Source organism: Bradyrhizobium sacchari, assembly GCF_002068095.1.
Taxonomy (GTDB): Bacteria; Pseudomonadota; Alphaproteobacteria; order Rhizobiales; family Xanthobacteraceae; genus Bradyrhizobium; species Bradyrhizobium sacchari.
The window spans coordinates 32,418-53,690 of record NZ_LWIG01000068.1 but is presented as its reverse complement, the minus strand read 5'-3'; the positions used below and the strand labels follow the sequence as shown (position 1 = coordinate 53,690).

The window sequence follows — 21,273 nt, the reverse complement described above, 5'->3', positions numbered from 1 at the left end:
CCGGCGGTCTCGGCGACGACGCGGGCGATGTCGCGGGCACGCTCTTCGGCCGCGGCCAGGGATTCATCGAGCAGGCCGGTGAAGCGCGACAGCCGCTGGTCGAGATCGGCCGTGCGCAGGTCGATCGTGGTGACGAGCGATTCCAGCGCCTGCTTGCGCTCGGCGAGCGAGGCGGTGGTGTTCTTGTTGCTCTGCTCGACGACCTGCGCGGCATCGACCAGCGCCTTGCCGTGCTTGTCGAACTGGGTCGAGAGCTCGCCGAGATCCTGCAGCGCCTTCGTGGTCTTGCTGTTGAACACGTTGAGCTGGTCTTCCAGGTTCTGCGTCGCCGCGCCGTTGCGCGAGGTGACGTCGTTCATCGCCGAGACGAAGTCGGCGACACGCGTCACCAGCGCCCGCTCCAGCGAGTTGAGGTTGTCGTGCGCGCCGGTCAGCACCTCCTGGAGCAGGATGTTGCCTTCGCGCAGACGCTCGAACAGGGCGACCGTGTCGGTGCGCAGGATCTTGCTGGTCTCCTGCATCTCGGTGACGGCCGCGATCGAGACCTGGCGCGACTGGTCGATCGCGGAACGCGAGGCCTGCTCGAGGTCCTTGAGCGACTTGCCTACCGCGCCGGTGGCCATCTCGCTCGCCGCGTTGATGGTGCGGGCGACTTCGGAGCCGTTGCCCATCATGGTCTGCGAGAAGGCATGGCCGCGCGTCTCGATCGACTTCAGCGCGTCGGAGGTGACGCGGTCGATGTCGAGCGTGAGCTGGCTGGTCTTGGAGCCGATCGCATCGACCAGCGCGCCGCGCTTGGCGTCGATCATGCTCGACAGACGGTCGGCCTGCTGCTGCACATAGGTGACGATCTCGTCGGTCTTGCCGGTCATGGCCTGGCCGAAGCTGCTCGAGGCGGCGAGCACCGAGCGCTCGACGTCGGCCGAGCTCGACTTGACCCGCGAGCTCGCCTCGTTGGAGGCGGAGATCAGTGCGTTCTGGGCGTTCAGCGCGCTGGTCTGGATCTCGCTGGTCGCGTTCGTCGTGGCCGTGCTCAGAGCGCGCTCGATCTCGGTCGAGATCGTGCGGATCTGGCTCGCCGCATCCGCCGAGGTCGAGGTCAGCGAGATCTGGGCCTCACGCGCGCTGTTGAGGATGGTCGAGGCGGTGTCGGCGCCGACCGAGGTCAGCGTGCGCTCGATATCCGTGGTCAGCGACTTGATCTGGCTCGCCGCATCGGTGGAGGCGGAGATCAGCGTGCCCTGGGCCTCGCGCACGCCGCTGGTGAGCGCCTCGATGGTGGCGCCGCCGGCGGTCGCCAGCGCGCGCTGCATCTCGGCCGCGAGCGAACGGACCTGGCCGGTTTGTTCTGCCGAGACAGCCAGAAGGGTGCTCTGGGCGTCGCGGGCGCTGGTCGTGATCGCCTCGGCGGTCGACTGTCCCGCCTGCGAAAGCGAACGATGCACTTCGGCCGCGAGCGACTTGACCTGGCTTGCCGCATCCGAGGATGCCGTGACCAGCGTGCTCTGGGCGTCGCGGGCGCCGGTCATGATGGTCTCGGCCGTCGCGGTGCCTGCCGTCGAGAGCGAGCGCTGCACGTCCGAGGACAGCGCCTTGATCTGGTTGGCGGTCTCGGTCGAGGCCGCGATCAGCGCGCTCTGCGCGTCACGGGCGCCGGCGGTGATCGATTCCGCCGTGGTGGCGCCGGCCATCGACAACGAGCGCTGTACGTCGGTGGTGAGCGTCTTGACGTGGTTGGCCGCGTCCGAGGATGCGGTGACGAGCGTGGTCTGCACCTCGCGGGCGCCGGCCAGGATCGAGGCCGCGGTCGCAGAACCGGCCGCCGACAGCGTGCGTTCGACGTCGGCCGCGAGCCCCTTGATCTGGTTGGACGCATCGCCCGAAGCCGCCACCAGGGTCGACTGCGCCTCGCGGGCGCTGGTCAGGATCGAGTTGGCAGCGCCGGTGCCGACCGCCGTCAGCGCGCGCTCGACCTCGGCGGAGGTCATCTTGAGCTGGGCGTTGACGTCGGAGGAGACCGTCATCAGCGACTGCTGGGCGGTGCGCGCACCGGTCTGGATCGTCTCGCTGGTGTTGACGACGAGGTTGGTGAGCGAGCGCTCGGCGTCCTCGACATGCGAGCGGATCGCGGTCGAGATCATCTCGGCGCGGGACATCATGTCCTCGCTGGCCTGGCGGCCGCTGCTCTCGATGCGGCCGGCGACGGCCTCGACGCGCGAGCCGAGCAGGTCCTCGAACTGCGCCACGCGCACGTCGATGTCGCTGGCGACCGAGCCGACCTTGGTCTCGATGGCCTGCTGGATGTCCTGGAAGCGCGCCGTGACCGTGTCGGTCAGATGCGTGCTGCGGCCGTCGATGATCTCGGTGACGCCGGTGATGCGGCGGTCGACCGCCTCGATGGCCTGTGCGGTGCCGTCGGTGAGCGTAGAGGTCAGCAGCGACAGGCGCGTGTCGATCGACTGCACGGCCTGCGACGCGCCGTTGGTCACGGCGGTGGTGAGGTAGGTGAGGCGGGAGTCGATGGATTCGAGCGCCTGCGTCGCGCCGCCCGTCAGCGTCGTCGTGAGGTGGGTCAGGCGAGTGTCGATCGACTGGATGGTCTGCGACGCGCCATCGGTCAGCGAGCTCGTGAGGTGGTTGAGGCGCGAATCGATCGTCTCGATGGTCTGCGAAGCGCCGTCGGTGAGCGACGTCGTGAGGTGGGTGAGGCGGGAGTCGATCGACTGGATCGCCTGTGCGGCACCCTCGGTGAGCGACGTCGCGAGCGTGTTGAGGCGGCCGTCGATGGTCTCGGTCATCGACTTGGCGCGGGTATCGAACGATTGTTCGAGCGCAGCGACGCGGCCGATGAGCTGGGTGTCGAAGGTCTTGATGTGACCTTCGATCGTGCTGTCGAGGCCGGCGATCTTGCCGTTCAGCGAGGCGTCGAGATGGGTCACGCGTTCGCCGATCGTGGTCTCGAACTGCAGCAGGCGCTGGTCGAGCACGGCGGTGATCTGGCCGCCGTTGGAGGTGAAGCGGGTGTCGAAATTGTCGACATAGGTCTTCAGCGACTCATGGATGTCCTGGGTGCGCTGGCCCATGCGCTCGACGATCTCGCCGCCGAACGTCTTCACGGTGCGGTCGAACTCGGAGATGTGGCGGGTGATCAGCGCGCCCAGCGTGCCAGAGTCGCGGGCGAACTTCTCGACCAGCTCGGTGCCCTGGTTCTTCACCAGCTCGTCGAAGGCGCTCATCTGCAGCGACAGCGAGTCGTGCGCGGTCTCGGTCTGGCTCACGACCTTGGCGACGAGGGTGTTGACGGTGGCGTCGAGCGCCTCGCTCGCCTTGTCGCCGCTCGTCATGATCTGGCTGGCGAGCCGGTGGCCGGCGTCGTCGATCTTGGCGGAGATGTCGTTGGAGCGCAGCTCGAGTTCCAGCAGCAGCGAGTCCGACGAGTTCTTGAGGCTGTCGTGCACCTGCTCGGTGCGGTCGGAGATGCCGTCGACGATCGCCGAGGAGCGCTGCTCGAACTCGCCGGTGATGCGGTCGATGCGCTCGTTCAGCATCTCGTGGACGCGGTCGGCGAGATCGACGAACTCGTCGTGGACATGGCCGGTCTTGAAGTTGAGGCTGGTGGTCAGCCGCTCGCTGGCGTCGAGCACGGCGCGCGTGGTCTCGTTGCTGGCCTCTTCGAGGCGATCGAGCAGGTCGCCGCCACGCTCGCCGAGCGCCAGGATCATGTTGTCGCCGGCGTTGCTCAGCGCCTGGGTGATGTGGGCGCCGCGCTCCTCGAGCGCGCCGGTGATGGATTTTGCGACCTCGTCGACGCGCGAGGCGATCGCGTCCGAGATCAGCGCGATGTCGTGGCGCAGGTCGATCTGCACGCCGGAGATGGCGCTGCGGACCTGCTCGGCCTGGCCGACCAGGTTGTCGCGCTGATGCGCGATGTCCTGGAGCAGGGCGCGGATGCGCACTTCGTTGTCGCTATAGGCGCGCTCGAGCGCGGCGACCTCGTTGGCGACCAGCGTCTCGAGCTCGCCGGCGCGCGCGATCGCGCGCTCGATGCCGTCGCCCATCGCCGCGACCTCGCGGCGGATGGCCTGGCCGACGGTGACCATGGAATCGGAGGCCGAGCCTTCAGGCTCGGAGAAGCGCATCGCGACCTGCGCCATCGCCTGCGCGATCATGCGCATTTCCTGGCCGCGCCAGACCAGGCTCGCCAGGAAGTAGAACAGCATGATCGGTGCGAAGAACATCGCGATCAGGCCAGCGATGACGAGCACGCCGCCGCTCTGGCCCATGGCGGCCTGGATCGAGGGCAGGAAACCGACCGTCAGGGCGGCACAGGCGGCGAGCCAGACGCCGGCGAAGATGGTAGCGAAGGTATAGACGCTGCGGGCAGGGCGGCCCTTCTGAAGCGCCTGCAGCAGTTGGCCGATGGTCTCGCGGTCGTCATTGGCGGCGCGGCGCGCGGTGCGCGGCTCCTCGACCGGATCGAACACGGTCGCCCGCTCGTTGGCGGCGGGGCGCGGCTCGAAGCTCGGCTCGTCGAAGATCGGGGGCGGCGGCGGCGCGACCTGCGGCGCCGTTTCGTTGCGCATCGAGGCGTTGCGGCTGGTGTCCGCTGCGGTATCGCTGATGTTCAGGGCTTCCTGGATTGCAGAAAGCGCAACTTCTGTGGGGTCTTTGACCTTTTTGGGAGTGTTCGCCATGTTCAGTCCGAGCCCTCGTTACTTGTACACGCCCCCCGCGAGCCCCGCGCGCTACGCAAGCCCACAGACCGGATCATGCCGCTTATGCGGATCTCCGAGCCGTCCCCACCCGGACGGCTTGTCCGCCAATTTCCGCAACATCCTATTGGCAGAGCGTGGCGAATGAAATGCCCGCGATTAAGACAATCTTAATCATCGTTAACAGGATCGCGCCGTAACGCCTTAGCAATCAATGGAATTCTCCACGGAACCCGGCCGATTGCGGCGACTTTTCGTCAATAAACGGGCGGATTTGCGTAAATCGTCCCAAACATTTCGTTAACCATTTTCATGCTTGGGTGGGGCGAACCGCACCGCCGGACCGGCGGAACGATCGCGCGATGCCGGGGCCAGCGCCATGACGCCTGAACTGCAACGGATGGACTGGATGCCCTCGCCCCCGCTTGCGCCCATCGACAGCCCGCTCGACCTTGACCACCTCTCCCGGATGACGCTAGGCGACACTGAGCTGGAACAGGAAGTGCTGGCGATGTTCGCCGAGCAGGCCGTCCGCCTGCTCGCGGCGATGGCGTCGCTGCCGGCCGAGACCGGTGCGCTCGCACACACGCTCAAGGGCTCGGCCCGGGGGGTCGGCGCCTTCGCGGTGGCCGACGCGGCCGCCAGCCTCGAGACAGCGGCCCTCAGCGGCCACAACCGGTCCCACGCGCTTGCTGCGCTGAAGGAGGCCGTGACCGAGGTCCGTGCTGCGATTGCGGAGATCCTGAAGCATTAGTCTGGCGCCGCCATAAATGTGGGCGCCTGCGCGCTAGTCGTTGGATTTGGCGCATTTTCTGTGCGCGAACCGGGATCCTCACCGCTCGAAAACGCTATGGCGCCGGGCTAACCGACCCGTTATAGGACAGCCCGGACCCTCCTTCATTCCCAACATCGCGGCAGCACGAGCACACATGGCCAAGATTCACTTTGTCGACCACAAGGGCGAAACCCGCACGGTGGAAATCGAGAACGGCGCGACCGTGATGGAAGCCGCCATCCGCAACAGCATTCCCGGCATCGAAGCCGAATGCGGCGGGGCCTGTGCCTGCGCGACCTGCCATGTCTATGTCGACGAAGCCTGGCGCGAGAAGGTCGGCAGCCCGACGCCGATGGAAGAGGACATGCTGGATTTCGGCTTCGACGTGCGCCCCAACTCGCGCCTGTCCTGCCAGATCAAGGTTTCCGACGAGCTCGACGGGCTGGTCGTGGCGACGCCGGAACGTCAGGCCTGATCGTCTCTCGATAGACTAGATGCCGGACGGCGCGACCTCGATGCCGCGCTTGTGCCAGGGTCTGAACTTCTCGATCACCTCTGCGGTCAGCGGTGCTGGCCGGCGCGTCGCCTCGTCGAGCAGGACGCCGACGGACGTCGCTGAGGCAATGCATTTCCCGTTCGAAAACACGACCTGCTCGAAGGTCACTGACGTTCGTCCCAGCTTCACGACGCCGAGCCCGAGCTCGATCGTGTTCGGCCAGTGCAACTCGGCGCGGAAATGGATGTCCAGCCGCACCATGATCCAGGCGAGGCCCGGCGGGGTCAGGCCGTACTCGGGAAGCTTCATCAGCGTGACACGGCCGGTCTCGAAATAGGTGGCGTAGACGGCGTTGTTGACGTGCTGGTTCGGATCGAGATCGCCGAAGCGGACGTTGTCGCTGAGGCGAAAAGGGAAGTCCTCCAGGCGCGGCGTCGTATCGAGGCGGCTTGGTGCGTTCACCGATTGATCTCCGTCATATCCATCCTCGTTACAGCCCAGTTATTTTGGCCCGGCAAGTGGGCGCAACCGCGGGGCGCTCCCGCTTTTATGCCTTCCCTGATCCATCCCCGTTGGCTAGACAGGCAGGGTCACCTCTGCCCAACGGGCGCCGTCCAACCGATAACGACCGATAAAGAGACGACATGAGCGACGTGATCAAAACCGATGTGCTGATTATTGGCGCCGGCCCCTGCGGTCTGTTCGCCGCTTTCGAGCTCGGCCTTCTCGACATGAAGGCCCATTTCGTCGACATCCTCGACAAGGTCGGCGGCCAGTGCGCCGAGCTCTATCCGGAAAAGCCGATCTACGACATTCCCGGCATCCCGCAGGTCTCGGGGCAGGGGCTCACCGACGCGCTGATGGAGCAGATCAAGCCGTTCCACCCCACCTTCCATCTCGGCGAGATGATCGAGACGGTGGAGAAGATCGGCGATCCCGCCTTTCGCTGCACCACCGACGCCGGCAAGGTGTTCGAATGCAAGGTGGTGGTGATCGCGGCCGGTGGCGGCTCGTTCCAGCCCAAGCGTCCGCCGGTGCCGGGGATCGAGGCCTACGAGGGCACCTCGGTGCACTACGCCGTGCGCAAGATGGAGACGTTCCGCGACAAGAACGTGCTGATCGTCGGCGGCGGCGATTCCGCGCTCGACTGGACGCTCAACCTCCATCCGCTCGCCAAGCGCATCACGCTGCTGCACCGGCGCGACGAGTTTCGTGCGGCCCCTCACAGCGTCGAGCAGATGCGCGCGCTGGTTGCCGGCGGCAAGATGGATCTGCGGCTCGGCCAGGTCACCGCGCTCTCCGGCGCCGACGGCAAGCTCACCGGCGCGACCGTCAAGGGCAACGACAACAGCATCACGGAGGTTGCCTGCGACACCATGCTGCCGTTCTTCGGCCTGACCATGAAGCTCGGCCCCGTTGCGAACTGGGGCATTGCGCTCGAGAACAACCTCGTGCCGGTCGAGACCAGCGCATTCGAGACCAACGTGCCCGGCATCTTCGCCATCGGCGACATCAACACCTATCCGGGCAAGATCAAGCTGATCCTGTGCGGCTTCCACGAGGGCGCGCTGATGTCGCAAAAAGCCCACCGTTATGTCTATCCGGAGAAGCGGCTCGTGTTCCAGTACACGACCTCGTCGTCCAGCCTGCAAAAGAAGCTCGGAGTCAACTGACGGCGAGGGCGCGGGACGGCAATGCCCCATGTTTCTGGTGCTGGAACCGTTCGCGAAATCGCCGTAGTGTGCGGCCATTCCGGTCTTGGCTTAGGATAGTCTTGGCTTGGCGAAGTCTTGGCTCGGCAAAGTTTTGGCCTGGCGAAGCTTTGGGTCAGCAAGGCGATTGGCTCAGCAAGGTGATGATAATGCGGACTCTCTTTTCCAGCTTTCGGCTGCTGCCCTTCCTCGCGCTCGCACTGTCGCTCGGTGCGGTAAGCCCGTCCGCGGCGCAGACCGCGGAGCCGACGGCTGCCGGCCTTTGGCAGAAGGTCGAGGACGGCAAGACGGTCGGATGGTTTCTCTTCATCGACCACAGCGGCATCTTCGAAGGCGTGATCGCTAAAACCTTCCCGCGGCCCGGCGACGATCCGAACGAGGTCTGCAGCAAGTGCACCGACGATCGCAAGAATGCGCCGGTGCTCGGCATCTCCTTCGTCCGCAACATGAAGCGCGAGGGCCTGAAGTACGAAGGCGGCAACGTGCTCAATCCGCGCGACGGCCAGATCTGGAAGGCCAACATGAAGGTCAGTCCCGATGGCCAGACCCTGACCCTGCGCGGCTATCTCGGCATCGCGCTGCTCGGCAAGGACGAGACCTGGACGCGCCTGCCCGACACCAACATCGCCCAGGTCGATCCCGCCATCGTCGCCAAATATTTGCCCGCGCAGGCGGCCGCGACCAAGCCCGCGCCCGCAGCCGCAACCAAGAAGGGCGGCGCGATGATGGCGCCGGCGCCCAAGCAGTAGGGCTGTTTTCGCGTTTTTCTTGCCGCCCGCATGGGCGAAGCGATGTGCGGGAGCCCGGGTGTCGCGACGCTCACCCGGGGGCTACGACCTCAATACGCCTTTGCCTTCTTGCACGGCGCATAGAAGGTGCCGTTGCCGGCGACGACACGCTCGAGGCACTGCCTGGGGTCGGTGATCTCGCCGTCGACCTGGAAATAATAGGCCTGCGCGCCCAGGCTCAGGACATAATGTCCCGGCGGAAGCTCCAGCTCTGAATCGCCGGTGTGCAGTTCGTACATCTCGGCCTTGCCCGGAATCGGCGAGGCCCGGAACGGATAGGCGAAGTTGCGAATGACGCCGACATCGTCTCCGCCAGCGAGCGCCTTGCCGGCGGCGTCGCTGGAAAATTCCCTGGCGATCTTCGCCACGAGCCGAACCTCGACGCGTTCGGGAATCGCGCTCGCGACATCGCGGCGGAAGACGATGAACTTGACGCGCCCATTCGGCAGATGCGGCCGATCGGGCTTCCTGAACTCCGGTGAAATCGCAATCCGCATGTCCGGCGCCATCACGCCGGTCGCGGTCAGCTCCGCCAGCGATTTGTCGTCGATCAGGGCGTGGATGCCGTAGTCGGTGGGAAGCACGCGCGTCGGGGCCGGTGCGGCGGGTGTCACCATTTCCGGCTTGGCGACCGCTATCGTCGTCTCCGGCCTGGGCGTGACCTGCGCGATCTCCGCGGGCTGGGAGGCGATCTGCCGGCGAAGCGCTGCGATATTGTCCCGCTTCGAGACGATCAGGATGACTGCGCCAAACGCAAGCAGGATGGCCGCCGTCCGCTTGATCACCGGAAGCAGCGGGCCCGAGGCCGCAGGCAGCTTGCCGCGCGATGTCTCGATCCCCGACTTGAGAACGGTGGCATCGCCGGACATCAGAACGCCGCCGGTCTCTTTTGACGAGGCGAGCTGTTGTTGCGGCAGGCGCTCCAGCGGCGCCTGTTCGCGCGAGAACTTCTCGACCTCCTCGATGGCGACCTCGAGCGCCCGCTTCATCTGGTCGATGTTTCTGGCGTCGGCGTAGGTGAACTGCTCCTGGAGCTTGTAGCGGGCAAGGTCGTAGACCATCTGCCGCCTGGCGTCCGCGTCGTCCTTCACCGTCTCCAGCATGCGCGAGATCACCAGCGCAAACTGCACCTGGTTTGCGGACAGATCGGTCGCGTCCTGCTGGCCAGGGAGCAACTCTCTCGAAGTCATAGCGCTGCCGGTCCAATGCCAGTCACGCCGTCACCTGATTCTCTAATCGAAACAGCCGGTTAAACAAATGCGATAAGTTTCGCGGCCACGTTCGTACACGTTGAGGTGCGACAAGGAAAGCCTCGAAAATGCGCGACAAACCGCCGGCGCGCTGAGCATGCGGGACGTGCACGCAGGTGTGGGCAACAGGGTCCGGCAGTAGTTGTCCGGACTGCGCGCTGGCGCCGGATTTGCATAGCTGTCGCAAAGCTGCAGGGGAGCGAGTCGCCGTCTCACCGCCTGCCGCCAATGTGCGGAAGGCGAACGATGGTGGCTGTCCTTCGCGGCGCTGACTTCGATCCGCGGGAAGACGACATGAGACTCGCAAGACCGTGTGCCGCGATGCTGCTCGGCCTGACGGCGCTGCTGGCGACATCAGCGCTGGCGCGCGACGACGGCCGCTACGCCAACTCGCCGCTCAAGCCCTGGTTCGAGAGCCTGCACAGCGAATTCGGGCAGTGCTGCTCGGACGCCGACGGCTATGTGGTTGCCGATGTCGATTGGGAATCCGACAAGGGGCGCTACCGCGTGCATCTCGATGGCGAATGGGTCGTTGTGCCAGAGGGAGCCGTGATCACCGAGCCGAACAAGATCGGCCGCACCATGGTGTGGAAGCACTATATCGACGGCCACCCGCGCGTGCGCTGCTTCATGCCGGGCAGCATGACGTAAAAACGCTGACGGCGCCGGCATCAGATGCGGGCGCCGCCAGCAATGCGAAAGCTTTAGCGCGACTCGCTGTCCGAATTCACGCTGGCGAGCCGCTTCACGCGCGGCGACAGCACCGAAAGCTGAGCGGGGGAAGCGGGCATGCCGGCGACGATCATCGCGGGCGCGGTCGACTGCTCCTCGACGCCGGCGCCGCCGAGCACCTGCACCTGCGTCGCCGAGATCGGGAACGACTTCACTTCGTAAGAGGGAAGCTCGCCGGCGAACGCGGCGGCGGAGCTGGCAATCATTGCTCCGGCAAGGGCAATCATCGAGAGAACGCGCATTTGGAAAATCTCCGTGAAAGATGTCAATCGGAGGTTTGGTCGCGGTGATGCCGGGGCAGGTTCGCTCGCGCGCGAACATTCCCGTCGCCGTCCGCGCACATATTGGTTGCTTGGCGCGAAAGGATGAAACGAGGACGAAGTTTTTCGCGCCAATGTTTCCGGACGGTTTCGCGCAAAGGCGACGCTCTAGCGCGCCTCCAGAACCGGCTGCCGCGAGCTGGCCGCCGCAGCCTCGGGAAAGCGCAGGCGCATCGTCGTGCCGCGGCCGGGCCCGGAGGCGAGGACGAGCTCGCCGCCATGGGCGGCCATGATCTCGCGGACGATCGACAGGCCGAGGCCGGCCCCGTCGCCTGTGCTATTGCCGGTCTGAAACGGCTCCAGCAGCTTGTGCTCGGCGCAGTCGGGAAGGCCTGCGCCGTCATCTTCAACCGAGATGCTGCCGCGGCCGAGCGTGGCGACGATGCGTCGCGCACCACGGGCGTGGATGAGCGCGTTGCCGACAAGATTGGCAAGCGCGCTGCGTATGGCGGCGTCCACGCCCTGCACCAGGAATGGTCCTTCGTCGGCGCGCTCCAGGGCAAGCTCGATGCCGGCGTCCAGCGCCGAAGGACCGAAATCGGCCAGCACGTCCAGCGTGATCGCGGCAAGATCGATCGGCCGCTTTTCGATCGCGTGATTTTGCAGGCGCGCCAGGTCAAGCATGGCGGAGACCAGCGACGTCAGGCGGCGGACGTCGCGCACCAGCTCGGCCTTCAAGGCCGGATCGGGCACGTCGTCGATCTTTGCGCGCAGCAGCGTCAGCGGCGTGCGGAGCTGATGGGCGGCATTGCCGAGGAAGCGGCGCTGCATCCGGATATAGGCGTCGATCTCGCCGAAGGCGCGGTTCAGCGCCTTCACCAGCGGCTTCAGCTCGATGGGGACTTCGGACAGAGAGATCAGGCCTTGCGGGGCCGAGGGGTCGATCGCAAGGGCGCGACGCGCAACCCGCTCGATGCCGCGTGAGACGAAACGTGCGGTCAGCGCCGAGCCGATGGCGACGGTTGCCGCAAAGGCCAGCGCCACCAGTATGATCGAAAAGACCCTGCGGAGGAGAAAAGTCCTTGCAATCCGGCCAAAGCGAACCTGAGGTTCCCCGACCATCATCGCGAGCCGCAACGAGCCCCGCTGCACGGCGGAGAGACAGAAGGTGCTCTTCTGGTCGAGCGTGCTGAAAACGGATGAGCCGATGGGCCCGTGGTAGGGAAACACGAAGGGAAGGGGGGGCCGGTGTTCGCTGCCGTACTCGTTGAGCAGGTCGCCCGCGGACACGACGTACCAGAGATTTGGGCTGTCGGCCTTCAATTCCTCGATCGCAGGGGTCGAACGTACTGTCAGTTTTTGCCCTTCGATCACCGTTGCGCGATCGAGAACGGCGGCCACGACCTGACACGCCCTGAACTCGCGCTCTTCGGTCGGGTAACGCCAGATGAAGAGGCCGAGCATGGCCAGGAAGATCACTGTGGCGGCGATGCCGAGGGAGAACGCAAACGTTCGGGCGATCGACCTCATCGCGGCGGCGCCAGCCGCAGGATGTAACCGATGCCGCGCATGCTGCGGATCTCGACGTCGCCGCCGAACGCCGCCAGCTTCTTCCTCAGGCGCGAGACTTGCGCTTCGAGCGTGTTGGATTCGATCTCGTCGTCGAAACCGTAGATTTCCTCGATCAGGGCGGCGCGGGTGATGACGCGGTCGCGCCGCATCAGCAGTGCGCCCAGGATCAGCGCCTCGCGCCGCCGCAGCAGGATTTTCCTGTCGGCGACCACGACTTCGTTGCTGCCGAGATGCAGCTCGACATTGCCGAGCGACAGCACGGCAGGCGCGAGCAGCCGGGGCCGGCGCAGCACCGCCCGCACCCGCGCAAGCAGCTCCTGCGGTTCGAACGGCTTGCCGAGATAGTCGTCGGCGCCGCCGTTGAGACCGTCGACGACGTCCTCCTTGGTGTCCTTGGACGTCAGCATGATGATTGCGGGGCGCTGCGGCGACTGGCTCAGCGCCGCGACCACCTCGAGCGCATCGCCGTCGGGCAGCATGCGGTCGACGATCGCGAGATCATATTTGAAATTGTGCAGCGCCTGACGGGCATCGGCAATCGAACCGACGAGGTCGACGACGCCGTGCAATTGTCCGAGCAGCCGGCTGACATAGGCGCCGATCTGCGGTTCGTCTTCGATCACGAGCGAGCGCACGCGGGTCGTCCTTGACTCTATCTGGGGCAACAAGCCCCGATCTTGACGCTTCCTGACCGAAGTCCGGCATTTCGGTTCGTGCGCGAGTTCCGTTTAAGGCAGCGAGCTTGGCGAATAAATGGCAGGAACGGAGGGGTTGAACAGCGCGCACGGTCAAAACTTGTGCGCGTGACGGCACCCGGGGCAATGTTCGCGCAATGTTGGTCCGATGGCGCGTCCTGGCGCGGAATGTCGCAGGGGCAGTCGGCCGTTGCAATCTTGGGGCAATTTTGCCGGACCACATGCTGGGCTCCTAACCACATCAGTCGACTCGGCCAGTACGGCCGGTCCGGGGCCCCGCAATGAAGTATTTTGACGAAGCCGCTCTCCGCCTCACGGCGAATGCGCGGTGGACGACCGCCTGCCTTGCCGCACTCGGTGCAATCATGGCGACCGCGCAACCGGCGTCGGCGCAGACCGCGTTCACGCTGCCAGCCCCGCCACTCGAACTGCCGATGCTGCCGTCGCCATCCGGAAACTGGACTGTCATGGTCGGCATCGGCGGCGAATACAAGCCCGAGTTCGTCGGATCGAAGAACGGCAAGTTTCTCCCGATCCCGATCTTCACCATCCGCCGCGCCGGCTCGGTCGACCAGTTTCGCGGACCGCGCGACAGCGCCAGCATAGCACTGCTCGACGTCGGCAATTTTCGCGCGGGCCCCGCGTTCAAATACGTCGCCTCGCGCAAGAGCGACAAATATGCCGAGCTGACAGGTCTCGGTGACGTCAAGGCGGCCTATGAGCTCGGCGGCTTCGCCGAATATTATCCGGTGGACTGGCTGCGCCTGCGGAGCGAGTTGCGCCAGGGCATGGGGGGCCATACCGGAACGGTCGCCGATGTTTCCGCCGACGTCATCGTGCCACTGATCCAGCGGCTGACGATCTCGGCCGGCCCGCGCTTCACCTGGAGGAGCACCAAGGCGACTGCGCCGTATTTCGGCGTCGATGCCGCGCAGGCGCTGGCGTCGGGGCTGCCGACGTACAATGCCAGGGGCGGGGCGCACTCGGTCGGCTTCGGCAGCCAGATCTCCTACCGCATCAATCCGCAGTGGGAGGTTCATGCCTATGTGGAATACGAGAAGCTGCTGGGCGATGTCGCGGACAGTCCGCTGGTGAAGCTGCGGGGATCGTCGAACCAGACCACGATTGGCCTCGGCGCGTCCTATTCGTTCGATTTCAGGATTCGATAGCCGTCATGCGCCGCAGTGTCATTCTTTGGATTGGTCTCGCGATCGCTTGCGTTGCGCTCAGCGCCGCTGCGGCGTTCGAGACGCGTGCGACGAAACTCCAGGCGATCAAGACCGTCGGCATCGTCTCGGCGATCGGCGAGGAGATGAGCCTGACGCAGGCTGGCCTGACCGGGCTCGGCAATACCGGGCAGAGCGTCTCGATCAGCGCATGGGGGCTCGACGAGCTGATTGTTCAGCAAACAACGAAACTGCTGAGCGGACGCTTTCGCGTGCAGGCGGTGAGCTACAGGCGCGCTGCGTTCGCGGCGATCAGGGATTCGGCGGTTGCGCCGGTCAATCTCCTGCGGAGCGATCCCTTCAAGGAGCTGGTTCGCAGCGATGTCGCCCCGCAGGGGCTGGACGCCTACATCGTCATCACGCGGGCGAGATCGAAACTCGGAAATGGCCGCAATGTCGAGGGCGTCGGGCTCGCCCAATACCGGACGCTGCTTGCAGATTACGGGCTGATCCACGCGCTGTACGAAGTGCGCGTGATCGAGGGGAAGTCGTTCGACGTGATCGAGAAGCGGGCGGCCGCGCCGCTCGACAATACGGGGACGTTGCGACTCGCAGGTCCGAGCGGGCCGGTCGATGCGACGTTTGACGGCCCGGCTTCAAACGAGCGATTGCGTGCAGCGATCGGCGACCTGATCACGCGCAGTCTTCCCGTCACGCTGGGCGACATGCACCTGATTGACGGCCAGTGAGCCGGTTGGCCGCCAGAGTCATTTCCGTTCCGATCGAATCGGAACGGGCCTCCAGATTCTTGTTTTGGCGCGTTTTCTTTACGCGCACCGGTGTCCACTTCGCTCGAAACACTCTATGTCACCGGCGCTGGATTGAACAGCGTGAGGTCGTTGTGGATACCCCAGCGATCCGACCACGGCTTGGTGCGGCCGGAGGCGACGTCGAGGATCAGGCGGAACAGGTCCCAGCCGCATTCCTCGATGGTCTTCTCGCCGGTGGCGATGCTACCGGAGTCGAAATCGATCAGGTCCTTCCAGCGCCGCGCAAGCTCGCTGCGGGTCGCGACCTTGATCACGGGCGCGGCGGCAAGGCCGTAAGGCGTGCCGCGGCCGGTGGTGAACACCTGCAAGGTCATGCCGGAGGCGAGCTGGAGCGTGCCGCAGATGAAGTCGCTTGCCGGCGTTGCCGCGAACAGCATGCCCTTCTGCGTCGCCTTCTCGCCGGGCGAGAGCACGCCGGTGATGGCTGATGATCCGGACTTCACGATCGAGCCGAGCGACTTCTCGACGATGTTGGCGAGGCCGCCCTTCTTGTTGCCGGGCGTGGTGTTGGCGCTGCGATCGGCGCCGCCGCGGGCGAGATAGGAATCGTACCAGGCCATCTCGCGCACCAGCGCGCGGCCGACATCCTCGTTGATGGCGCGCCGGGTGAGAAGCTGGATGGCGTCGCGCACTTCCGTCACTTCCGAGAACATCACGGTGGCGCCGGCGCGCACCAGGAGGTCTGCGGCAAAGCCGACCGCGGGGTTGGCAGTGACGCCGGAGAAGGCATCGCTGCCGCCGCATTGCAGGCCGATGACGAGATCGGAAGCCGGGCAGGTCTCGCGCTTGCGGTTGTTGAGCACCTTCAGACGCGCCTCGGCCTGGGTCATGATCGCATCGACGATCGCGCCGAAGCCGTCGAAGGCTTCGTCCTGCATGCGCACGATGGCGTCGTTCACGCCTTCCGGCACCAGGCGCTCGGGCGCGAGCTTTTCGCAGCCGAGGCCGACGACCAGAATCTCGCCGCCGAAATTCGGGTTGAGTGCGAGGTTCTGCAGGGTCCGGATCGGCACCACCGCGTCGGGCGCGGTGATGGCGACGCCGCAGCCATAGGCATGCGTCAGCGGCACCACGTCGTCGACGTTGGGGTATTTTGGCAGCAGCTCGGCGCGGATGCGCTTCACCGCATATTCCATCGTGCCCTTGACGCATTGCACGGAGGAGGAGATGCCGAGGATGTTCTTGGTGCCGACCGAGCCATCGGGATTGCGGTAGCCTTCGAAGGTAAAACCTTCGAGCGGCGGCAGCGGCGCGGGGACGGCGGTGGAGATTTCCAGCTTGTCGAGGGAGGGGGCCTCCGGCATGCGGATGCGCGCCTCGTCCACCCATTCGCCGGCGAGGATCGGCGACAGCGCGTAGCCGATGATCTCGCCATAGCGGATGATCGGTGCGCCTTCCGCGATGTCGATCAGCGCGGTCTTGTGCCCCTGCGGCACGAAGGCGCGCAGCGTCAGTCCGCTGGCAAAGCGGGAGCCGGCGGGAAGCCCGAAATCATTGACCACGATCGCGACATTGTCGCGCTCGTGGAGCTTGATGTAGCGGGGCTGCTCTTTCGCCGCGACGTCCTGGTCCATCGAGGACTCCGGAATTTGTAGGTTGGGTTAGCTCCGTGATTGCGCGAAGCGCAATCACTCGGCGCAACCCAACAATGTCTTTACCCTTGGAGGCAGAAGAGGTGGGTCACGCTGCGCTAACCCACCCCACGATCTCGGCCTATCAGCCGGGGAACGTATAAGCCGTCTTCACCGTCGTGTAGAACTCGCGCGCATAGGAGCCCTGCTCGCGGGCGCCATAGCTCGAGCCCTTCCGGCCGCCGAACGGCACGTGATAGTCGACGCCGGCGGTCGGCAGGTTGACCATCACCATGCCGGACTCGCTGTTGCGCTTGTAGTGCGAGGCGTATTTCAGGCTTGTGGTGCAGATGCCGGAGGCGAGGCCGAACTCGGTGTCGTTGGAGATCGCGAGCGCTTCCTCGTAGTTCTTGGCCCGGATGACGGCGGCGACCGGTCCAAAAATTTCCTCACGCGCGATGCGCATATTGTTGTTGGCTTCGGTGAACAGCGCCGGCTGCAGATAGTGACCGGGGTTCTCGCGCTTGAGCAGCTCGCCGCCGAAGGCGAGCTTGGCCCCTTCGTCCTGGCCGATCTTGATGTAGCGCAGGTCCTGGTCGAGCTGGCTCTGGTCGACCACCGGGCCCATATGGACGCCGGCCTTGAGCGCGTCGTCCACTGACAGGCCGCTCAGGCGCTCGGCCATGGCCGCGACGAATCGATCATGGATGCCTTCGGTGACGATCAGTCGAGACGAGGCGGTGCAGCGCTGGCCGGTGGAGAAATAGGCGCCGTTGACGGCAACCTCGACGGCGGTCTTGAGGTCGGCGTCGTCGAGCACGACCAGCGGGTTCTTGCCGCCCATCTCAAGCTGGAATTTCTTCATGGGGTTGGAGAGCACGCAGGCCTGCGCGATCTTCCGGCCGGTCTGCACCGAACCGGTGAAGGAAATCGCGGCGACATCCGGGTGCTCGAGCAGGGTCTGGCCGACCACTGAGCCGGAGCCGACCACGAGGTTGAACACGCCGGCGGGGATGCCAGAACGGGTGATGATTTCGGCGAGCGCGTGGCCCGAGCCGGGCACCAGCTCGGCCGGCTTGAATACCACCGTGTTGCCGTAGCAGAGCGCCGGCGCGATCTTCCAGGCCGGGATCGCGATCGGGAAATTCCAGGGCGTGATCATGCCGACGACGCCGACCGGCTCACGGGTGAGCTCGACGTCGAGGCCGGGACGGACCGAGGCGCCCTTCTCGCCGATCAGGCGCAGCGCTTCCCCGGCGAAGAACGCGAAGATCTGGCCGGCGCGGGCGACCTCGCCGATGCCCTCGGGGAGGGTCTTGCCTTCTTCGCGGGCGAGCAGACGGCCGAGCTCTTCCTTGCGGGCGAGGATTTCAGTCGAGATCTTGTTGAGCGCGTCATAGCGCACCTGCGGGGTCGACTGTGCCCACGCGGGGAAGGCGGCCTTGGCGGCGGCGATTGCCTTCTCGGTCTGCGCCTTGTCGGCCTTGGCGTATTCGCCGACGAGGTCGTTGGTGTTGGAGGGGTTGATGTTCTTGGTGACGCCGGAGCCGTCGACCCATTCGCCGCCGATGAAGTTCTTCAGGATCGCAGTCATCTTTTTCCTCCAGGGGAACGTTTTTAACGCACGAGGCAGGGACGCTTGTCGTCAAACGTCCAGCCGGGGATCAGGTCCTGCATGGCCATAGCGTCATCCCGGGCGCCAAGTCCATGCTTCTTGTAGAGCTCATGCGCGGCCTCGATGGCGGCGCGGTCGATCTCGATGCCGAGGCCCGGCCGGTCCGGAACGGCAATCTTGCCGCCCCTGATCTGGAGCGGCTCTTGCGTCAGCGCCTGGCCGTCCTGCCAGATCCAGTGGGTGTCGATCGCGGTGACCTTGCCGGGAGCGGCGGCGCCGACATGGGTGAACATCGCGAGCGAAATGTCAAAATGGTTGTTGGAGTGCGAGCCCCAGGTCAGGCCGTTGTCACGGCAGGTCTGGGCCACGCGCACCGAGCCTTGCATGGTCCAGAAATGGGGGTCGGCGAGCGGGATGTCCACCGCCCCCAGGCGCAGCGCATGGGAGAGCTGCCGCCAGTCGGTGGCGATCATGTTGGTCGCGGTCGGCAGGCCCGTGGCGCGGCGGAACTCGGCCATGATCTCGCGGCCGGAGAAGCCAGCCTCGGCGCCGCAGGGATCCTCGGCGTAGGCGAGGATGCCGTGCATGCCCTTGCAGAGGCCGATCGCCTCGTCGAGCGACCAGGCGCCATTGGGGTCGAGCGTGACGCGCGCGTTGGGAAAGCGCTTTGCGATGGCGGTGACGGCCTCGATCTCCTGCTCGCCGCGGAGCACGCCACCCTTGAGCTTGAAGTCGGCAAAGCCGTAATGGTCATGGGTGGCCTCCGCGAGCCGCACCACGGTCTCGGGCGTCATCGCCTCCTGGTGGCGGAGGTTGAACCATTCCGCCTTGCCGGTCTCGCCCGTGACATAGTCGAGCTTCGACTTGCGACGATCACCGACGAAGAAGAGATAACCGAGCGTCTCGACGCTCTTGCGCTGCTGGCCTTCGCCGAGCAGGGCGGCGACGGGCAGTCCGAGGTGCTGGCCGAGCAGATCGAGCAGCGCGGATTCGATCGCGGTGACCGCGTGGATCATGACGCGGAGGTCGAAGGTCTGCTTGCCGCGGCCGCCGGCGTCGCGGTCGGCAAAGGCGGTGCGAACCTCGGCGAGGATGTTGTTCATCGCGCCGACCGTCTTGCCGATCACGAGATCGCGGGCGTCCTGCAGCGTCTGCCAGATATTCTGCCCGCCCGGCACCTCGCCGACGCCGGTGTGGCCGGCATTGTCGGTGAGGATGACGATGTTGCGAGTGAAGAACGGCGCATGCGCGCCGCTGAGATTGAGGAGCATGCTGTCGCGGCCCGCGACCGGGATCACCTGCATCGCCGTGACCACCGGTGCGCCAGAAATCTCGGTCCGGGCCATCGCATGCTCCTCCCTGTTGTGTTCGGCTATTCTGCAGCCTGTTGTGACGATCGTGCGGCGGGCAGCTTCTTCACCAGCGCGGCCAGTTCCGCGATCTCCTGCTCGGTGAGGTCGGTGAGCGGCGGACGGACCGGACCGGAATCGCGGCCGATCACCTTCATGCCGGCCTTGATGATCGAGACCGCATAACCCTTCTTGCGGTTGCGGATCGCGATCAGCGGCAGGATGAAATCCTTCAGGCCGGCGTGGATCGCCGCATGGTCGCGCTTGCGCACGGCGGCGTAGAAATTGGTGGCGAATTCCGGCACGAAGTTGAACACGGCCGAGGAATAGGTCGTCACGCCCATGTCGAGATAGGGCAGGGCGAAGGTCTCGGCGGTCGGCAGGCCGCCGACATAGGTCAGGCGATCGCCGAGCTTGGTGTAGACGCGGGTCATCAGCTCGATGTCGCCGATGCCGTCCTTATAGCCGACGAGGTTCGGGCAGCGCTCGGCAAGGCGCGCGAGCGTGTCGGGCTGGAGGATGGCGTTGTCGCGGTTGTAGACGATGACGCCGATCTTCACGGCGGCGCAGACCGCCTCGACATGGGCGGCAAGGCCCTCCTGCTCGGAATGGGTGAGGTAGGGCGGCAGCAGCAACAGGCCGTCAGCGCCGGCCTTCTCCGCGCCGATCGCGATCTCGCGCGCGATCGCGGTGCCGTAGCCGGTGCCGGCGAGCACGGGCACGCGGCCCTTGGTCTCGTCGACGGCGACCTTGACGACCTCAGGAACCTCGGTCGGCGTCAGCGAGAAGAACTCACCGGTGCCGCCGGCGGCGAACAGACCTGCGACATCATAGCCGCACAGCCAGTCCATGTTGGCGCGGTAGGTCGCCTCGTCGAAGGAATAATCTGCCTTGAAGGGCGTGACGGGGAAGGACAGGAGGCCCGATCCGATCTTCTGGGCCATTTCCTGCGGGGTCATCTTGCTCATGGGCGCGGCTCACTTATTGCGTGTTGCGGAGGACGCAAGGAGAAGGCTGCGCGTCCATGCGCCGTGGTTTAGGCAACCGTTCGATGCGCGTCCAAGCCAAAGCCTATATCGACCAATGCGGATTGAGCATCAATCTTCCATCGTCTCCGCGGAGGACAATTCACCGGCGATCTTGACCAGCGCCGACAGCAACGGGTTCTCGTCCTCGCGGCGCCAGACCATGAACAGCTCGACCGGGACACGGGTGCGCAGCTTCAGGGGACGCAGCCGCACGTCGGAGATCTTCAGGCTCGCGGCCGCGGCCGGCACGATGGCAAGGCCGAGGCCGGCGCGGACCATGGCGAGGATGGAGTGGATCTGGCTGAGATGCTGCACGTAGCGCGGCAGCACGTCGGCGCGGGTGAAGAGGGCCACCAGCAGGTCGTGGAAGTAGCGGCTCTCATAGGGCGAATACATCACGAAGGGCTGGTCGTCGAAGTCCTTGATGGTGATGCTGTCGGCATTGGCGAGCGGATGCTTCTTCGGGATCGCGGCGAGCAGGGGCTCGGCGACGACGCGGCGGCTGGTCAGCTCGGGCCGCGCGATCGGGGGCCGGAGCAGGCCGGCGTCGATCTGGCCCGAGGTCAGCGCCTCGAACTGGTCGCCCGACACCATCTCCTTAAGCGAGAAGTCCACCTCGGGCAGCTTGGCGCGGCAGGCCGCGACGAGTTCGGGCAGAAAGCCGTAGGCGGCGGCTGCGGTGAAGCCGATCTTCAGCGAGCCGGTCTTGCCGAGTGCGATGC

General features: G+C 65.7%; 18 protein-coding genes. 7 read left to right on the top strand and 11 right to left on the bottom strand.

Translation table 11 applies throughout. The annotated features are described in order from the left end of the window. A partial coding sequence (locus A5906_RS39570; protein WP_245327140.1) for an apolipoprotein A-IV repeat region-like domain-containing protein occupies positions 1 to 4,694 on the bottom strand: 4,694 nt, incomplete at its 3' end. A 397-nt stretch (positions 4,695 to 5,091) separates the two neighbouring features. On the opposite strand from A5906_RS39570, the gene A5906_RS39565 reads away from it, so the two are divergent. After that, positions 5,092 to 5,466, top strand: coding sequence for an Hpt domain-containing protein (locus A5906_RS39565; RefSeq protein ID WP_136615818.1), 375 nt, complete (start codon positions 5,092 to 5,094; stop codon positions 5,464 to 5,466). Between the two features lie 175 nt (positions 5,467 to 5,641). Continuing rightward, entirely contained in the window at positions 5,642 to 5,962 is a 321-nt protein-coding gene (locus A5906_RS39560; protein WP_008143731.1) for a 2Fe-2S iron-sulfur cluster-binding protein, read from the top strand. A 15-nt stretch (positions 5,963 to 5,977) separates the two neighbouring features. On the opposite strand, the gene A5906_RS39555 is transcribed toward A5906_RS39560, so the two are convergent. Next, the gene (locus tag A5906_RS39555; protein ID WP_080140470.1) at positions 5,978 to 6,445 is read right to left on the bottom strand and encodes an acyl-CoA thioesterase; all 468 of its coding nucleotides are present in this window, start codon (positions 6,443 to 6,445) and stop codon (positions 5,978 to 5,980) included. 182 nt (positions 6,446 to 6,627) lie between these two features. Between A5906_RS39555 and A5906_RS39550 the strand changes: the two genes are divergently transcribed. Continuing rightward, positions 6,628 to 7,656, top strand: a complete 1,029-nt coding sequence (locus A5906_RS39550) for an NAD(P)/FAD-dependent oxidoreductase (RefSeq protein WP_080140469.1) — start codon at positions 6,628 to 6,630, stop codon at positions 7,654 to 7,656. Between the two features lie 188 nt (positions 7,657 to 7,844). Next, positions 7,845 to 8,444, top strand: a complete 600-nt coding sequence (locus tag A5906_RS39545) for a DUF2147 domain-containing protein (RefSeq protein ID WP_080140468.1) — start codon at positions 7,845 to 7,847, stop codon at positions 8,442 to 8,444. Between the two features lie 89 nt (positions 8,445 to 8,533). On the opposite strand, the gene A5906_RS39540 is transcribed toward A5906_RS39545, so the two are convergent. After that, on the bottom strand, positions 8,534 to 9,673 hold the full coding sequence (locus A5906_RS39540) for a hypothetical protein (RefSeq protein WP_080140467.1): 1,140 nt from the start codon (positions 9,671 to 9,673) through the stop codon (positions 8,534 to 8,536). A gap of 354 nt (positions 9,674 to 10,027) precedes the next feature. Here A5906_RS39540 and A5906_RS39535 point away from each other — a divergent pair, with 354 nt between their 5' ends. Further along, the gene (locus tag A5906_RS39535; RefSeq protein ID WP_080140485.1) at positions 10,028 to 10,384 is read left to right on the top strand and encodes a hypothetical protein; all 357 of its coding nucleotides are present in this window, start codon (positions 10,028 to 10,030) and stop codon (positions 10,382 to 10,384) included. Positions 10,385 to 10,437: 53 nt separating this feature from the next. Here the strand turns inward: A5906_RS39535 and A5906_RS39530 are convergent, their stop codons facing one another. From A5906_RS39530 to A5906_RS39520, 3 genes are all read right to left on the bottom strand, one after another. Then, positions 10,438 to 10,707, bottom strand: a complete 270-nt coding sequence (locus tag A5906_RS39530) for a hypothetical protein (RefSeq protein ID WP_080140466.1) — start codon at positions 10,705 to 10,707, stop codon at positions 10,438 to 10,440. A gap of 186 nt (positions 10,708 to 10,893) precedes the next feature. Further along, positions 10,894 to 12,255, bottom strand: coding sequence for a sensor histidine kinase (locus A5906_RS39525; protein ID WP_080140465.1), 1,362 nt, complete (start codon positions 12,253 to 12,255; stop codon positions 10,894 to 10,896). After that, positions 12,252 to 12,932 carry a response regulator transcription factor gene (locus A5906_RS39520; protein WP_080140464.1) on the bottom strand — a complete coding sequence of 227 codons (681 nt, stop codon included), beginning with the start codon at positions 12,930 to 12,932 and terminating at the stop codon, positions 12,252 to 12,254. Before A5906_RS39520 ends, A5906_RS39525 begins: the two co-directional genes overlap by 4 nt. Before the next feature lie 341 nt (positions 12,933 to 13,273). Here A5906_RS39520 and A5906_RS39515 point away from each other — a divergent pair, with 341 nt between their 5' ends. Together A5906_RS39515 and A5906_RS39510 are read left to right on the top strand one after the other, a co-directional pair. Beyond that, positions 13,274 to 14,161, top strand: coding sequence for a MipA/OmpV family protein (locus A5906_RS39515; RefSeq protein ID WP_167523593.1), 888 nt, complete (start codon positions 13,274 to 13,276; stop codon positions 14,159 to 14,161). Positions 14,162 to 14,166: 5 nt separating this feature from the next. Then, positions 14,167 to 14,907 (top strand): hypothetical protein, encoded by a 741-nt coding sequence (locus A5906_RS39510; protein WP_080140463.1) that lies wholly within the window; start codon positions 14,167 to 14,169, stop codon positions 14,905 to 14,907. A 113-nt stretch (positions 14,908 to 15,020) separates the two neighbouring features. Here A5906_RS39510 and garD read toward each other — a convergent pair whose 3' ends face one another. The 5 genes from garD to A5906_RS39485 all read right to left on the bottom strand — a co-directional run. After that, positions 15,021 to 16,562, bottom strand: coding sequence for a galactarate dehydratase (garD, locus tag A5906_RS39505; RefSeq protein ID WP_080140462.1), 1,542 nt, complete (start codon positions 16,560 to 16,562; stop codon positions 15,021 to 15,023). 142 nt (positions 16,563 to 16,704) lie between these two features. Then, a complete protein-coding gene (locus tag A5906_RS39500) occupies positions 16,705 to 18,153 on the bottom strand; it encodes an aldehyde dehydrogenase family protein (protein WP_080140461.1) in 1,449 nt (482 codons plus the stop codon). 23 nt (positions 18,154 to 18,176) lie between these two features. Next, the gene (gene gudD / locus A5906_RS39495; protein WP_080140460.1) at positions 18,177 to 19,520 is read right to left on the bottom strand and encodes a glucarate dehydratase; all 1,344 of its coding nucleotides are present in this window, start codon (positions 19,518 to 19,520) and stop codon (positions 18,177 to 18,179) included. Between the two features lie 26 nt (positions 19,521 to 19,546). Then, positions 19,547 to 20,491, bottom strand: coding sequence for a 5-dehydro-4-deoxyglucarate dehydratase (kdgD, locus tag A5906_RS39490; protein ID WP_080140459.1), 945 nt, complete (start codon positions 20,489 to 20,491; stop codon positions 19,547 to 19,549). Positions 20,492 to 20,620: 129 nt separating this feature from the next. Next, a partial coding sequence (locus A5906_RS39485) for a LysR substrate-binding domain-containing protein (RefSeq protein ID WP_245327139.1) occupies positions 20,621 to 21,273 on the bottom strand: 653 nt, incomplete at its 5' end.